The organism is Mesorhizobium sp. WSM4820 (genome assembly GCF_055811075.1).
The window spans coordinates 285,305-299,896 of the sequence record NZ_JBVVQN010000007.1 but is presented as its reverse complement, the minus strand read 5'-3'; the positions used below and the strand labels follow the sequence as shown (position 1 = coordinate 299,896).

Here is a 14,592-nt window from a genome sequence, read left to right as displayed (position 1 = left end):
ATGGACGCAAGCGATCGAAAACACCCTAGAACGACCGTTGCAGGCAAGGCGCCGTCCACATATGGATCCCAGGGTCTACGCGACGTCGCTTCGCTCCTGCTCCGCCCTGGGATGACGAAGGCGTGGTGGCTGTAGCTAATCCCCAGCGTGAGAGATGCTGCAGGCCGGGCGGCAGTCCCCGTCAGGAACTGGCGGCGCTTGTGGATGGCTTGTCGGCATTCCATTCCGCCTTGCGTGCTCGCGCTTCCTCGAAGATCAGCTTGAATTCCCGCATCATCGCGCTCTCAATGGCGAATGCACGGCTTGGCACGGCGCCGGGGTCTTCCTGATTGTTCTGGAATTGAAAGCGGGCTTCCAGTTCGGCCCATATTCGCTCTGACTTGTCGGGGCCGGCAAGCAGCGCGACGACCAGCGCCAGAGTCTCTCGCTGGGCATTGAGCCGACCCTCGATCTCTTCATTCGTCAACTCGGACATGTGGGATCGCTTCCGGTTTCAGGCGAAACGGCAAAATCGCATCCTTGTTCCGGAATTCAGCTCGTCGGCTCGCAGAGAGGGCCTACTGCTCCCTGAAAGCTCGCTGGATCTGATCCGCCAAAGGTTTTACGAGATAGGACAGCATGGTGCGGTTGCCGGTCGAAAAGAACACCTCGACAGGCATGCCTGGCGCCAGGGCCACGCCCTTGAGCCGGCCAAGCTCTGTGCGCGGTAAAGCAACATGCACGGTGTAAAAGCCGGTGCCGGTTTTCTCATCGACATTGAGGTCGGCGGAAATCTTGCTGACGGCACCATTCAGTTCCGGCGTCGTTTGCTGATTGAATGCAGACAGCCGCAGGGTCGCGCCTTGCCCTGGCGTCAACTGATCGATGTCTTGCGGAGCCACACGCGCCTCGACGGTCAGGTCGTCCGTCACCGGGACAATCAGCATGATGAGCTCGCCTGGAGATATAACGCCACCGACCGTGTGCACGCCGAGCTGATGAACGACACCGTTCTGCGGACTGCGTATGTCGATGCGTTTGAGCTGATCTTCGGCCGAAACCTTGCGCTCGACGGACTCGGAGATCTTTGCCTGGACGTCTCGCAGTTCGCTTGCCACTTCGCTGCGCAAATCCTGGTCGATCTGGATGATCTGCAAACGGATTTCGGAGGTACGACCCTTCGATTGCGCTATGGCCGCAGTCAGTTGCCCGTGCTCGCCTTTAAGCCGCACGGCATCGCGTTCAAGCGCAGTAATACGATCGATCGAAACCAGCTTGCGTTGCCAAAGTCTGCGCATGCCTTCGAGTTCAAAGCCGATCAACTTGATTTCCTGGCTCTTGGCATCTCTTTGCTCGGTCAAGCCGGAAACCTCTTCGGCAAGCTGCGCAATGCGCTCCTGCAACTGAGCCTTCTGACCGGCGCGTGCCTGTCGGCGAAATTCGAACAGAGATTGCTCGCCGGCCATCGCTCGACCAATCTCGGGGGCATCCTGGCGTGACACAAGCGAAGCTGGAAAGACGATGCTTGCCTTGCCGTCGCGCTCGGCCTCAAGGCGAGCCAGCCGCGCCTCGAATTCGTCCAGGCTCTTCGAGACGATCGCCAAATTGGCCCGGGTGATGGTCTCATCGAGGCGGATCAAGACCTTGCCCGATTGCACGGCATCGCCTTCCCGGACGAAGATTTGACCGACAACGCCACCCGTCGGATGCTGCACCTTCTTGACGCTGGAATCGACAACCAGCTTTCCCGAAGCGATGACGGCTCCGGAAATCTCGGTGACGGCGGCCAAGCTCCCCGCCCCGCCAACCAGCAGGATGCAGGTTGCGACACCGCCAAGCAGATAGCGTCGAATGGTGCGATCGGCTGCGAATATCGTGCGTTGCGCCATCAGGATGCCGTCTCTTCAAGTCCGGAAACGACCTTCAAGGGAACGCCCGCTGGGCGGGTTATCTTGTTCAAGATCTCATTCTTCGGGCCAAAGGCCTGAATACGGCCGTTCGCCATCACAAGAACCTGATCCAGGCTGGCCAGCGCGCTGGGCCGATGTGCGACCACGATGGCAATACCGCCTCGCGCGCGAACAGCTTGAATCGCCACCGTCAACGCGGCCTCGCCTTCCGCGTCGAGGTTGGAGTTAGGCTCGTCGAGAACAACCAGAAACGGGTCACCGTAGAGAGCCCGGGCAAGCGCCACCCGCTGCCTCTGGCCAGCCGAAAGCGCCGAACCGGCCTCGCCGATGCGTGTCTCGTAGCCTTCCGCCAGGTGGATGACGAGTTCATGAACGCCGGCCGCGCGCGCAGCCGCCAATATCTTGTCGGAAGGCGCTTGCGGCTCGAAGCGCGCGATGTTCTCGGCAATGGTGCCGTCGAACAGTTGCACATCCTGCGGCAGATAGCCGACATGCTTGCCCAGTTCTTCCGGCGACCATTGGTCGAGTGTTGCGCCATCCAGCCTGACGGTGCCGCGAACCGGGAGCCATATGCCGGCAATCGCGCGCACGAGCGATGACTTGCCCGAAGCGCTCGGCCCGACGATGCCGAGGCCGACGCCCTGTCCCAGTGCAAAGGTGGCGTCCTGCACGACCATCCGGCGCTCACCCGGCGGTGCGACACTGATACTTTCGACCGAAAGAGCAGATCTCGGAGCAGGCAGCGAGACACTTGTCGCAGTTTCGGGAAGCAGGACCAAAAGCTGGGTCAAGCGGGCCCAGGCCTGGCGGGCGGTGACGAAGCCCTTCCAGTGGGCGATAGCCAGTTCGATCGGTGCGAGCGCCCGGCTCATCATGATCGAACTGGCGATCATGATGCCGCCGGTCGCTTCCTGATGGATGACCAGATAAGCGCCGATCGCCAGGATGCCCGATTGCAGCATCATGCGCAGGATCTTCGCGATCGTTGCGAGCGTCCCGGCAAGGTCGCTGGCCGTTGCATTGGTGTCGAGATAGCCGGCATTGATCCCTGACCAGCGCTCGGCGATGCGCGAGCCAAAGCCCATGGCCTGCAGAACCTCGGCATTGCGACGTGTCGCTTCGGCAAGTGTATTGCGCGCTGCCGCTTGACTGTTTGCCTTTCTGGCGGGCTCTCTCGTGCGAATTTCGGCAAGCAATGCCAGGCTGAACAGAATGACCACGCCGGCCAGCGCCGTCATGCCGATCCAGAAATGGAACAGGAAGCAGATTGCCAGGTAGAGCGGCATCCACGGCAGGTCGAAAAGCGCGGTCGGGCCGGCGCTCGACATGAACGATCGCACCTGGTCAAGGTCGCGCAACGATTGAAGGCCGTCGCCTGCGAGCTTGGTTCGCAGCGGCAGACGCATGAGGGCGGCATAGACCTGTCCGCTCAAGCGCGCGTCCAGCGCCATCCCGATGCGCACCAGCAAACGCGACCGGATGAGTTCGAGAACGCCCTGAAAAACGAAAAGTGTGCCGGCAAACACGGCGAGCCCGACGAGCGTCGGCACGCTGCGGCCGGGTATGACACGATCATAGACCTGCAGCATGAAGAACGAGCCGGTCAGCGCCAGGACATTGACGACGCCGCTCATCAACGCAATTCCGCCCAACGCTCGCCGGAAGGAAGCCAAAACCGCCGCGAGTGTCGTTCGCGGCGGCTCGGGTGGAATGGGATGCGACGTCGGCTTCACATCAGTTCCAGTTCGGTCTCAGGCGGCAATGGCCGCGCCCGAAATGATGACGAACGTGTCGGTGCCGAGTCCATCTGTCAAATGTCAGATAACCCAGTCTTGCAACGCATAGGCATGGATGTAGTCGATCTGCATTTCGGCAGGCGTCGCAAGCTCGTCGGCGGGCTCTCCCGCCTGGCCACCAATCCCCATATTCACCAGCATATACATCGGGTCATGCATGTCGGCAGGCGTTGCGGCACGAGCGACTTCGACGTCGTCGAAATACCAGACGAGTTCGTCTTCTGTCCAAAGCACGCCATACGTGTGGAACCCTTCGGTATCCGCGGCATAGGCCGTCGTGCCTACTGTTGTATGCGTTCCCGTCGCGTTCGAGTGGCCTGTCAGGATGAGCTTGTTTGGATCTTTACCGAACATCTCGATGACGTCCAGTTCCGGTGGCCAGGAGCCGTCCGCCGGGAGAAGCCAGAAGGCCGGCCATGCCCCTTGTGTTTCGGGCATGTCGGCGCGAATTTCAAAATAGCCGTAGGTCTGCGCGAAGGATTCGTAGGTCGTCAGCAACCCTGACGTGTATTCGTAGTTATTTATGTAGGGACGGATCGCTTCAGGAGCCCGGGCGGCGGTAATGGTGAGAACGCCGTCCTCGATGCTGAACGGATTGACGGAGCGTGTCGGGGCGTAGTCGGTATCGATGTACCATTGAAGATCATTGTTGCTCGTGAGCGTGCTGCCGTTCTCGGCCCCCCACCAGTAATTCGAATCCCAGGTGCCGCTCGAGCCGTTCCACAGGTCCAACGTATCGAACTCGTCCGAAAAGGTCAGTTCCAGGGCCGACCTGTCCACGGCCAGCTTGAACTGGCTTGCAGTGAAATCGCCGATGGTCTTGTTGGCGAAGACGAGAAACTCGCCGTCGGACAGATTTAGGCGGACGTTGGCTCCCGACTGGACCATGTTGGCGCGCACCTCTTCGAAAGAGGTGAAGCCGTAGCTCCCGACGCGAACCGTATCCGTCGCGCCAAGGTCCAGGATCAGGTCACTGCCGTTGCCGGGGTTGACGACGAAAATGTCCGCCCCGGATCCGCCCTTGAGCACGTCATCGCCCTGCAAGCCGTCGAGCGTCTGTTGGCCGGAGCCGCCGGTAACGATGTTGTTCAGCTCGTTTCCGAAAGCATAGCGTTTGTCGCCGGTGACCGTCAGGTTCTCGAAATTCGCGGGGAGCTTGTAGCTCATCCAGGTAGAGATGGTGTCCACGCCCTCGCCGGACAGCTCGACCGCCTTGTTTTTCGCGGCATACAGATAATAGATGTCGTCGCCCTTGCCGCCACGCATTGTGACGGTGACGGCAGCGTCGCCATACATCGAGTCGTTGTATGTGCTGCCATAAAGGGTCGGGCCGGAATTCGTCGCCGAATACCACCTTGCGGAGGAGCCGCTGTAGGCAAGTGGAACGCCCTTGGCGTTCAGAACTGTGGCCATCCCGGTGTTTTCTCCTTTGTCTCGCTCGATAGCAGCCCTAACATCTATCGAGGGCAAAAGTAGCCAGTACTTTTTCACTTTCCAGTTCGGAAGGTTACCAAATGGTTATCACGTAGTGGGCGCACTTGCCGGGGAGCTTCACTGCCTCGAGTGCATAAGGTTGGGCCAACTGCAACGCTGACCGGTGATGAAGAACTGCTAGTAGACCTTGAAAGCGCCCGCATCGGCTCGTGCATCGACATCGGTGATCAGCATGTGCCCCGGCGATACCGTGATCGAGGTCGCCAGCTCGGCACGAGCAAGTGCATCCTGTGCGGTGATGCTGCTGGCCCAGAATACAGGGACCTCGCCGTCGATGATTTTGACCGCATCGCCCCAGTCGGGAGCCATCAAATCGGCTATTCCGATGACCGTGGGATCTCCGACATGGATGGGAGAGCCGTGGGCATGCGGGAAGCGTGCGGTGAGAGCGCGAACCCTGTCGACATCGCAACGGCTTATCGGACGCATCGAGACGACCATTTCGCCACCAAACGGTCCGACGCGGCAAGTCTGGATCCTGGTTCGGAACTTGGGTGAGGCCTTGCCGCAGCCGATGCGGCTCAGTTTCTTTTCGGCAAGTGCAGCTTCTACGGTCAGCGAACTGCCGAGCGCGAAAGCGGCAAAATCATCCTGCCACAGGTCGATGATGTCCGTCCTGCGACGGGTCAGCTCGCCGAAATGATAGATGTTGTACTGGGGGGCATCGGTGCGGATGTCGATGTCGCCCAGCGCCGGGATCAATGGGCTGCCGGCGCGATTAACGCCGACCAATGGACAGGGTTTCGGGTTGCGGATGCAGTACTGGTGGAAATCGCAGGCAAAGCTGCGCGGCACGATCACAACATTGGCCTGGAGCTTACCGTGCGCCAGCCCCCCTGTATGCCCCTCATAGGCGCCCATTCTGACAAGCCTGCGCAGCCTGTCCGCATCGACCAGTCGCAGGTCCTCGAAGATCGGTGAAGTGGTCAGGCGAGCCATGGCTTCCGGTTCAGAGACAGGTCGGGAGGCGTAAGATCGTTGGCGGCTCGGCTGCTTGTCAAATTGTCAGAATCTTTCCTCAACGATAAATTGTATTTATTGGCCGGCCAACGATTGCTTCATCTTGCGACCGACGCCTGCGCAAACCTTTTTGGTTGTCATTAACAGCTGCGGCAGCCGATCGCTTCTATCTGTCGGCCCGCCTCGTGCAGAAAACCAAGGTCCCGCTCCATGTAGAAGAGCAGGAAAGCAGAATAGAGGACAAAGACGAGGCTAAACACCAGCGTCTTCACGATCAGCGAAAGCGCAAAAACATTGAGGTGCGGCGAGGCGCGCGCCAAAAAGGCCAGCACAAGGTCGGACAACAGCATGCTGATGATGAGCGGGAAAACCAGGGTCAATGCCATCATCAGAATGCGGTTCAAGAGATCGAGGAAGATGCCGGCTGCATCCTTGCTGAACACCGGCAGAAGTTGGTCGATCGGCCACAGGCCATAGCTGTCGTAAAGGCTGGTCAGGGAAAGCTCGAGGCCGCCGGCGGCCAGGTAGACCGTGACCATGATGACGGCGAGCAAGGTGCCGGTGGCGCTCGTCTCATGGGTCATCATCGGATCGATCAGCGTCCCCATCGTCGAGCCGCGCTGCAGGTCCAGGATATCGCCGGCAGCCTCGGCCGCCCAGAACGGAATGCCCATCGCCAGCCCGAGCGTTACCCCGACGACGACCTCCTTGAGCATGTAGGCGACGATCATCGTCGTCGCGATGTCGGTGTTTGTCAGTCTGTCGACGATCATCGGAAAGACCGGAACCGCCAGCGCCAGGGCAACGCCGTTGCGCAGCAGGCCCGACAGCGGCACGCGCGAAAAGAGCGGCATCAGCAGCATGAACCCGGTCATGCGGGCGAGCGCGAAAGCTCCCGCCAAAAGAAACAACTGTAGCTCCTTGACCGACGCGAAGAAGGGTTCGACCGGCATCCGCGCGCCTCAACGCGTGACGACGGGGAATTCGTCCAGCGCCGTCGAGGCCTGCTCGGCGATCTGCTGGCCAAGCAGCGGGCCGAAGACGATGATGACCAGCAGGATCACGACAAGCTTGATCGTCTGCGGTAGCGACTGGTCCTGAATTTGCGTCAGCGCCTGGGCCAGCCCGACCAGGATGCCAACGACCAGCGCCGCGATGATCGCCGGGCCCGACGCGAACAGCACCGTCAGGAGCGCGCCCTGGACCTTCGCCAGGATGAAGTCATTGCTCATGCAAACCTCCCAGCGGCGTCAGACGTAACTCAGGATCAGGCCGTGCATCAGCCGCGACCAGCCATCTATGGCGACGAAAAGGAACAGTTTCAGCGGGACCGAAATGAGGACCGGCGAGACCATGATCATGCCGAGCGTCATCAGGATGTTGGCAACGACGATGTCGATGATGAGGAACGGAAGATAAAGCAGAAAGCCGATTTCAAACGCCCGCGTAAGCTCGGACGCGACAAAGGCAGGAACAAGTATCGAAAGATCGTCGTCCTTCAGATCTTGTCGTGCCTGTTCCGGCCACAGGCGGTTCGTCCCATCGAGAAAGAACTGCCGCTCTTCCGGCTGGGTGAACTTGATCAGGTGCTGCTGCAATGGTTCCCTCACCAGTTGCGCCGCCCTGGCGAGGTCGTCGGTCGTCTGGAACTGAACCTGCCCTTCCTGAAGCCGTCCCGACATCTCGCTCAGCAACGGCGTCGTGACATAGACCGTGAGCACGAGCGCTATGCCGTAGAGCACCAGATTGGGCGGCATCTGCTGGACGCCGAGCGCGTTGCGGATGAGGAACAGCACGACCGAGATCTTCAGGAATCCGGTCATGGTGACGACTGCCAGCGGCAGCAGACCGACAAAGCCGACGGCAATCAGGATCCCAAGCAGGTTGGGCGAATTGTCAAGCATTGTCGAACATGCGGGCGATCCGCACGCCCAGGCTCTCCCCAATCCGCACGATCTCGCCACGGCCGACGCGTTTGCCATTGGCGATGATGTCGACCGTCTCCTTCGTCACATTGGCGAGCGGAACGATGGCACCGGGCGCAAGCCGCCTTACCTCGCCGAGAGGCATCGCCGTGCGGCCGAGTTCGAAGGCAAGCACAACCGGCAGCTCGTCCAGAGTTGCCTCCTCCAATGCCTGACCGGCGTGCGGCGGCGTGTCTTGGTTCATGATCCACTCCCATTTCGATCCAGCGATTGCAGTCGGCGCTGCAAGCAGTTGCGGCCCGCTGGCAGTCAGCACCGCCGGGGCATAAAGCCGCTCGGCAATGACCAATGCCGCGTCTTCCTCTTCGTCATCGAAGAGCACCACATCGCCAGGTTGCAGGCTTTCAAGATCACCGTGACTGATTGTAAGCGCATGACGCCAAAGGCAGACGGGCAACGGGAATTCGGCAGGAACCGGGGGCCTCGCTTTGCCGATCGCGTCGAGAAAGCGCCCGGCCCGCACCGCCAGACCGACGCTGTCGGTGTGCAAGGTGCAATCGATGGTTTCGTCCTTGCCGGTCAGGGCGAAAGCCAACGCGGTTTGGTCCAGAACGCTGTCTTCTTGTTCGATCGACGTAATAGCGATCGTCTCGCCCAGCTTGCTCTCGATCCATTCGAGATCCTTTTCGAATTCGGACTCCAGCAGCAGTGCGGCGTGAGCGGGCGCCAGTCGTTTCAGGTCGATCAGCGCGTCAGCCTTGGCAAGACCTCGTTCGACAACAGATAACGGCAGGCGCAACTTGCCCGCCATGTCTCCGAGAGTGAACGCAATCGTGCATATTGGCTGGTCCACAGGGTTCGGCGCCGGCCAGACGGCGGCGAGCGCCATGGTTTTCCCGGCAATCGTGATCTGCGCGGGAGCACGGCGACGGTAGAAGGCGTTCAATGCCTCAACCTCTCCAGCCGCAACAGATTCCAATGCCAGCGGCTCGCCAACGCTCGAGCGTGTGCGTCTCGCCGGTTCTGCGCGCGCTTTCTTTTTTGCCGACGCCAAGGCCTGAGGCATCACACTTCCATATTCACGATCACGGATTGGACTATCGTTCTGTGGGCAAGCGCAGTGGACCGCGCTCGTCTTCCTCGGAAAGCTCGGCAAGCGCCAGGCTGCGGCGGGCAGTGCGTTTGGTCAGATGCTGCAACAACCCGTCCAGCTTCGTCACCGCCTTCATGCTGGCGCGATGATCGTTGCGGGCAGCCGATAACTCGGTTTTGCGTCGTTGCTCGGTGACGCCGGCCATCTTCTCGTTTTCCCGGAGCTGCTCGGTTTGCCTGGCGGCGTTCTCGAACTGTCCCTGAAGCCGGTAAAGGCTGGCGGCCTTCACCGGTTGCCCGACAAGCGAAGCGAACGCTGCATCCTCAGCGTCGGCTGTGTGCTGCAGGTGTTCGTTGACCGCGGCGGCCGCCTCCCGAACCGCCCCGGCGGCCCGCTGCGCAGCGGCGTATCGCCTTATGACCAATTCGTTTGCGCGCTGTTCACCGTGGCGCCTGAGGTCGCGCAATCGTGCGATCGTGTCACGATCTTTCATTGACGATCCCCCGCATGCGTTCGCGTGTCTGCTCGATTGTCTCGTGGGTGGCGGACGGCTGTCGCAGGAAGGCGTTGATGGCGTCGATCTTCGCCACCGCCTCGTCCGCCACCGCATCGCTGCCCTTTTCGTATTCGCCGACGCGCAGCAGCAATTCGACGTCGGCGTAGCGGGCGAGCAGCTCCCGCAAGCGGCCGGCGTCCGACCGATGCTCGGCCGGCACCACCGTGTCCATGAGGCGACTGCGGCTGCGCAGCACATCGATGGCCGGGAAATGGTTGCGCTGCGCAAGCTCGTTCGACAGAAAGACGTGGCCGTCGAGAAGCGCCTGGATTTCTTCGGCAACCGGGTCCAGCGTGCCATCGCCCTCCAGAAGAACGCTGTAGAGGCTTGTAATGGAGCCGACGCGGCCAGGCCCTGAGCGCTCGAGCAATCGGGGCAGAACTGCAAAAAGCGAAGACGGGAAACCGCGACGCGTCGGCGGCTCGCCTGAAGCGAGGCCAATCTCGCGCTGCGCACGGGCAAACCGCGTGATGTTGTCCATTGCCAGCAGCACATGCTTGCCCTGGTCGCGAAAATATTCGGCAATGCTGGTTGCCACATAAGCGGCCTTGACGCGCTCGATCGCCGGCCGGTCGGACGTCGCGACGACGATGATCGCCCGCGCCAGCCCTTCCGGCCCGAGCTGATGCTCGATGAATTCGCGCACTTCACGTCCGCGTTCGCCGACAAGCGCGACCACGGCAACATCTGCGTCGGTGCCGCTGACGATATCCGAAAGCAGGATCGACTTGCCGACGCCAGGCTCGCCGAAGATGCCGACGCGCTGCCCACGCGCGCAGGTGAGAAGCCCATCGAGGGCGCGGATTCCGAGCTGGATAGGCTCGGAAATCAAACTGCGCTCCAGCGGCGACGGCGGATAGGCATTGACCGGATAGCTGCCGGTAATGCCGTCCGGCGAAAGCGGCTTGCCATCCAATGGCTCGCCGAACGCGCTGATCACCCGACCAAGCAGGCCGGGCCCGACGGGCACCGTTTGGGTCTTTCCGGTCGCAATGACCTCGGTGAGGCTTGAAAGGCCGGTGAGATCGCCAAGCGGAACAAGGATCGCCATCTCGTCCATGAGCCCAACGACTTCCGCCTTGGTCGCCGTGCCGGTCCTGGGATCGACGAGTTCGCAGATCTCGCCGATCCGAACCTCCTCCACCGTCGCGTGAATGACCGTGCCGGTGACCCGCCGTACACGGCCTTTCCTGGGTCGGCTGGCATCGTCACGCAGGCCGGAACGCAGGTTCGGAACGATCGATGCGAGGCGGCTCTCGAGCTTGCTGGCGGGACTTGTCATGCCGCCGCCTTGGCCTTTGATGTAATCGCAGCGGCAATGGCGTTGAGCTGTGCCTCGATGCTGGCGTCGATGACCGCAATGTCGGTCGAGAGGATGCAGGCGTCCGTCGCCAGCGTATCATCGGCGTCGATCTCGATCGTCATGCCCAGGTCACTCTCGCGCAGGACCGCGTTCAGTTCGTCGCGAACCCTGTTAACGGAAGCAGGATGAAGTCGGACTTTTAGATATTTGGCGCGGCGAATTTCAGTGACTGCCTGCGCGGCCGCCTTGGCGACCAGCATGCTCGCGTCGAATTCTCCCAGCACGCGCCTGACCACATCGAGAGCCAGAGTGATGATTTCGGCTTCCAGCCCACCGAGATAGCGATCTACCTTGACCGCGGTCTCGCTCACCAAACGCGCGGCATCCGCGTCGCCTCGCGCCTTGCCATCTTCATAACCCTGCGCATATTCGGCCGCATAGGCTCGCCGAGCGGCGTCACGCAACTGCTGCGCATCACGCCTGGCTTCGTCGAGAAAAGCGTGCCCATCCTGCCAGGCGCGTGCCTCGGCAGCGCGCAGGATGCGGGCGACGGGACGCCTCGGCACGGCAGTGGTCACTTTGTCCGGTTCGACCATATCGCCTAACCCATCGCCCGTCGAACGATTGCCGGACCAGCTTCGGCAAATGGTTCGGCTGTCGGCTGATCGACAAGCGCATGCGGCATCAGCTTGAGGCGGACCCGCATGCTCGTTTCGCCCGGCATCGCCTGACACCAGGCGCCAAGGCAACGCAGGCCGTCGGCATGGACACGACGATCAATGTCATCCAGGGGCTCCAACGGCTGCATTGGGCCGGCCAGATCGCGGTTGGCGACCGCGAAAGCGCAGACTTCCGCGCCGAGTGCTGCCTGCAACGCAGCGGCTTGGCGTCCATCAATGACGGCGGCCAGACTGCCGGCCCAGTAGATCGCGCCGGCGCGAAGCGCAAGTTCCTCCAACTCCTCACCCGACGACAAGGCAATCGCCAGGTCTGTCTCATCGGCTGGCTCGTTGGAGACGGCACCGCTGAGGCCGTAACGGTCGAGCAGAAGCACTGACAATCGCTGATGCAGGCGCTGCGACCGCAACATACGCTCGCAGGCGGCCTCGCCGATCGTGCCGCCAAAGCATTGTGCCAGCCGGGCCGCATCCGCATAGAATGCGGGATTGGACATGAATGTCTGCCATTCCGGGCTGGCAGTTTGCTTCGAGCCGGTCTGAGTCATGTCTTCTTCACCGGCATTGCCGAAGCGTCGAGCGCATAAACGCCGGGTCGTCGATACCACTGGACGTAAGCCAGGCGGGCAGCCAGCACCGCTATAGCCGCCATCATGCCGTAAAACAGCCACATCGCGGCGGCGACGCTGTCGCGATGCAGCCAGAGGCCGAGGAACGTTGTGAAACTTGGCTCGCCGGTTGCGTGCTCGGGAACTGCCGCAGTCACCGGAATGAGCGTGACCGATACATTGTCATAAGTCAGCCCGGCGATGCCTTTGGCCACCAGCATCTTGACCTGCGGGATCAGCTCATTCATCGGAACGGATGCGCGATGCCGGATGAAAACGGAGGCGGACGATGGGACCAGCCGCTGTCTCAGCGGATCGTTTTCGGGCAGGACGAGATGAACGCGCGCGGAAAGCACGCCGTCGATGTCCGAAATCGTCTGCGACAGTTCCTGGCTCAGGCCATAAATCATCGTCGCACGCTCCTCGACCGGCGAGGATACAAGCCCGTCGCGCTTGAACACTTCGCCGAGCGTCTGGAATTCCTGTTTGGGCAACCCGCTTTCGTCGAGAATCGCCATGGCCTCGGCGAAACGGTCCTTCTGTACGGAAACCGTCATTTTGCCGTCCTTGGCCGCCTCGCGTTGGGCCGGGATGCCATGACGCATCAGCGTGGCCACGATCTCGTTGGCCTGCCGCTGGTTGAGGTCGGAATACAGCTCAACCGAGCACGCCTGGAGCACAAGCATGCTCACCACGACGAGCGCGACGCGGCACCGAACGCCGCATCGATTCAATAGTGTCGACCGCCGCGGCAAGGTTATCGTGTGCACGAACACTCCGTAGGCTTACTGTTGCTTGATCAGCGTGCTGGTGGACGACGTAACGGCCGTTACGCTGCTGGTGACCAATTCGAGATTGGCGGCTGCCCACATCACCGAAATGGATCGTTCGAGCAGTTGCTCGGCATTTTTTGCGGTGGCGTTTTCGTCTTCCTTGCCTGACGGGGCGGTCTTGCCGGCGCCATCCTGCATGGCGGCCGTTTCAGCACTTACAGGGGCGTTTGCCTGGCCAAGGGCCTTCTGGACCTGCTGCATGGTCCCTTCCAGCGACTGAACCGCAGAACCGAACAATGCAGACGGATCCGTGAGCGCCCCGCCCCCAGCCTTCTCCACCTCGGCCAGATAGTCGAACAACTTGTGTTCGGCGACCGGCTCGGTCTTTTCCAGTTTGGTGGATTGTCCGGCCATCGCCGGATTGGCTCCCGAAGACGTCTGCGCCACCTGCTGGCCTGCCCGCGCGGCGATATCACCGCGTTCAGGCATACTGACCTTCGCGGCATCATGTTTTTCCTGATTGGCACCCACCATCCGGTTACCCGGCTGCGCTGTCGTGCCGGCGGTGATCTGCTGCTGCGAAGCCATGCTGGTGGTCAAGTTTGCCAGTGTGGCTTCCAGGGCTCCAATCGGCGCGATTTGCATGAACCTGCCCTCCTGCTTGCTTAGTTCGGTTTGCCGGAGGGAACATTCTGCGCCTCCGCCTGCCTGCCGCGGAAAACGCGGACCGGAACAACTTTGCCAACATCCTGCTTCGCGCTCGGCGCCGCAGGAACTCCCAGTGTTTTCCTGATAAGTTCGACATAGGACGGCGGCCCCGATACCGAGACAACATCGTCCTGCCTGGACACCTTGATCGGAAACTTCGGGTCGACGACCCCCAGCCGCGAAAGCCGATCTTCCGCGCCGGCAGCCGTGTTGGCATCAAGCGCGATCATTTCCGTCCGGACCTCGGCTTCGGTCGCAACGTTCATGACGATGCCATCGAAATGCCAGACCAAGCCGTAACGATCGCAGATCTCTTGCAGGAACTCGCGCGCCGTCCCAACCGGCATGCCGGCGCTTAAACGACCCTTTACGAGTTTGCTGACACGCATCGGCACCCGCATGTTGCGGCCCAGCTCGACCAGCGCGTCGGCCACCGACTGATCGACGGTGATGTATTTGTACGGGCCGGCAGGCCAGCGCGGTTCGGCAGCCTTGGCCGGCGACGAGGCAAGGCCGAACGCCAGGATCATCGCTAGACCGCAGGCGGCGAAAGCAGCCCTGGCTCCCAACCGATCCGCATGGCAGGTGTCGCGTCCCGTCAACATTGGTCCTATCGCAAAGGGACGCACGAGCGATGGCCCGCGTCGCTGGTTGAATGGTTTACCCGCCGATTCACTCTATCGTGCACATTGCTGAATTGGAAGTCCAATTGGAATGCGCACGAGCATTTGGTGCCAAACGTTGCGAACCGCTTGCAAAGCGATATGGTGCGCGCTGGAATCAGGTGATCGCCAGCTGGACGCCTGGATG

General features: G+C 61.4%; 16 protein-coding genes. All 16 read right to left on the bottom strand.

Annotated elements, in window-relative coordinates:
• Nucleotides 1-181: 181 nt before the first annotated feature.
• On the bottom strand, nt 182-475 hold the full coding sequence (locus tag AC0L2R_RS14410) for a hypothetical protein (protein WP_473509723.1): 294 nt from the start codon (nt 473-475) through the stop codon (nt 182-184).
• A gap of 82 nt (nt 476-557) precedes the next feature.
• Nucleotides 558-1,868: an HlyD family type I secretion periplasmic adaptor subunit gene (locus AC0L2R_RS14405; protein WP_473509722.1), complete on the bottom strand. Its 1,311-nt coding sequence runs from the start codon at nt 1,866-1,868 to the stop codon at nt 558-560.
• Nucleotides 1,868-3,622, bottom strand: a complete 1,755-nt coding sequence (locus AC0L2R_RS14400; protein WP_473509720.1) for a type I secretion system permease/ATPase — start codon at nt 3,620-3,622, stop codon at nt 1,868-1,870. Before AC0L2R_RS14400 ends, AC0L2R_RS14405 begins: the two co-directional genes overlap by 1 nt.
• Before the next feature lie 84 nt (nt 3,623-3,706).
• The gene (eglC, locus tag AC0L2R_RS14395; RefSeq protein WP_236388236.1) at nt 3,707-5,098 is read right to left on the bottom strand and encodes an endo-1,3-1,4-beta-glycanase EglC; all 1,392 of its coding nucleotides are present in this window, start codon (nt 5,096-5,098) and stop codon (nt 3,707-3,709) included.
• Between the two features lie 198 nt (nt 5,099-5,296).
• Nucleotides 5,297-6,118 (bottom strand): D-glutamate cyclase family protein, encoded by an 822-nt coding sequence (locus AC0L2R_RS14390; protein WP_473509718.1) that lies wholly within the window; start codon nt 6,116-6,118, stop codon nt 5,297-5,299.
• 161 nt (nt 6,119-6,279) lie between these two features.
• A complete protein-coding gene (gene sctT / locus AC0L2R_RS14385) occupies nt 6,280-7,092 on the bottom strand; it encodes a type III secretion system export apparatus subunit SctT (RefSeq protein WP_473491441.1) in 813 nt (270 codons plus the stop codon).
• 9 nt (nt 7,093-7,101) lie between these two features.
• Complete coding sequence (locus tag AC0L2R_RS14380; RefSeq protein WP_473509716.1) at nt 7,102-7,371, bottom strand: EscS/YscS/HrcS family type III secretion system export apparatus protein; 270 nt, start codon at nt 7,369-7,371, stop codon at nt 7,102-7,104.
• Between the two features lie 18 nt (nt 7,372-7,389).
• Nucleotides 7,390-8,043, bottom strand: coding sequence for a type III secretion system export apparatus subunit SctR (gene sctR / locus AC0L2R_RS14375; protein ID WP_202363682.1), 654 nt, complete (start codon nt 8,041-8,043; stop codon nt 7,390-7,392).
• Nucleotides 8,036-9,010 (bottom strand): type III secretion system cytoplasmic ring protein SctQ, encoded by a 975-nt coding sequence (sctQ, locus tag AC0L2R_RS14370; protein WP_473509715.1) that lies wholly within the window; start codon nt 9,008-9,010, stop codon nt 8,036-8,038. Before sctQ ends, sctR begins: the two co-directional genes overlap by 8 nt.
• Before the next feature lie 151 nt (nt 9,011-9,161).
• Nucleotides 9,162-9,650 (bottom strand): hypothetical protein, encoded by a 489-nt coding sequence (locus tag AC0L2R_RS14365; protein WP_473509713.1) that lies wholly within the window; start codon nt 9,648-9,650, stop codon nt 9,162-9,164.
• Complete coding sequence (locus AC0L2R_RS14360) at nt 9,637-10,995, bottom strand: FliI/YscN family ATPase (RefSeq protein WP_473509711.1); 1,359 nt, start codon at nt 10,993-10,995, stop codon at nt 9,637-9,639. Before AC0L2R_RS14360 ends, AC0L2R_RS14365 begins: the two co-directional genes overlap by 14 nt.
• Entirely contained in the window at nt 10,992-11,612 is a 621-nt protein-coding gene (gene sctL / locus AC0L2R_RS14355; protein ID WP_473509709.1) for a type III secretion system stator protein SctL, read from the bottom strand. The genes AC0L2R_RS14360 and sctL overlap by 4 nt, the downstream gene beginning before the upstream one ends.
• A gap of 5 nt (nt 11,613-11,617) precedes the next feature.
• Nucleotides 11,618-12,190, bottom strand: coding sequence for a SctK family type III secretion system sorting platform protein (locus AC0L2R_RS14350; protein WP_473509707.1), 573 nt, complete (start codon nt 12,188-12,190; stop codon nt 11,618-11,620).
• A 47-nt stretch (nt 12,191-12,237) separates the two neighbouring features.
• Nucleotides 12,238-13,071 carry a type III secretion system inner membrane ring lipoprotein SctJ gene (sctJ, locus tag AC0L2R_RS14345; protein WP_473509705.1) on the bottom strand — a complete coding sequence of 278 codons (834 nt, stop codon included), beginning with the start codon at nt 13,069-13,071 and terminating at the stop codon, nt 12,238-12,240.
• A 15-nt stretch (nt 13,072-13,086) separates the two neighbouring features.
• The gene (locus tag AC0L2R_RS14340; protein ID WP_473509704.1) at nt 13,087-13,719 is read right to left on the bottom strand and encodes a hypothetical protein; all 633 of its coding nucleotides are present in this window, start codon (nt 13,717-13,719) and stop codon (nt 13,087-13,089) included.
• A gap of 20 nt (nt 13,720-13,739) precedes the next feature.
• Nucleotides 13,740-14,387 carry a type III secretion protein gene (locus AC0L2R_RS14335; RefSeq protein ID WP_473509703.1) on the bottom strand — a complete coding sequence of 216 codons (648 nt, stop codon included), beginning with the start codon at nt 14,385-14,387 and terminating at the stop codon, nt 13,740-13,742.
• Between the last annotated feature and the right edge of the window lie 205 nt (nt 14,388-14,592).

Excerpts from the sequence above, each read along its gene's own strand:
- AC0L2R_RS14360 (WP_473509711.1), bottom strand. The coding sequence starts at position 10,995 with ATGACAAGTCCCGCCAGCAAGCTCGAGAGCCGCCTCGCATCGATCGTT.
- AC0L2R_RS14365 (WP_473509713.1), bottom strand. The coding sequence starts at position 9,650 with ATGAAAGATCGTGACACGATCGCACGATTGCGCGACCTCAGGCGCCAC.
- AC0L2R_RS14380 (WP_473509716.1), bottom strand. The coding sequence starts at position 7,371 with ATGAGCAATGACTTCATCCTGGCGAAGGTCCAGGGCGCGCTCCTGACG.
- sctL (WP_473509709.1), bottom strand. The coding sequence starts at position 11,612 with ATGGTCGAACCGGACAAAGTGACCACTGCCGTGCCGAGGCGTCCCGTC.
- AC0L2R_RS14350 (WP_473509707.1), bottom strand. The coding sequence starts at position 12,190 with ATGTCCAATCCCGCATTCTATGCGGATGCGGCCCGGCTGGCACAATGC.
- AC0L2R_RS14340 (WP_473509704.1), bottom strand. The coding sequence starts at position 13,719 with ATGCAAATCGCGCCGATTGGAGCCCTGGAAGCCACACTGGCAAACTTG.
- AC0L2R_RS14410 (WP_473509723.1), bottom strand. The coding sequence starts at position 475 with ATGTCCGAGTTGACGAATGAAGAGATCGAGGGTCGGCTCAATGCCCAG.
- sctR (WP_202363682.1), bottom strand. The coding sequence starts at position 8,043 with ATGCTTGACAATTCGCCCAACCTGCTTGGGATCCTGATTGCCGTCGGC.
- AC0L2R_RS14390 (WP_473509718.1), bottom strand. The coding sequence starts at position 6,118 with ATGGCTCGCCTGACCACTTCACCGATCTTCGAGGACCTGCGACTGGTC.
- AC0L2R_RS14335 (WP_473509703.1), bottom strand. The coding sequence starts at position 14,387 with ATGTTGACGGGACGCGACACCTGCCATGCGGATCGGTTGGGAGCCAGG.
- sctT (WP_473491441.1), bottom strand. The coding sequence starts at position 7,092 with ATGCCGGTCGAACCCTTCTTCGCGTCGGTCAAGGAGCTACAGTTGTTT.
- eglC (WP_236388236.1), bottom strand. The coding sequence starts at position 5,098 with ATGGCCACAGTTCTGAACGCCAAGGGCGTTCCACTTGCCTACAGCGGC.
- AC0L2R_RS14405 (WP_473509722.1), bottom strand. The coding sequence starts at position 1,868 with ATGGCGCAACGCACGATATTCGCAGCCGATCGCACCATTCGACGCTAT.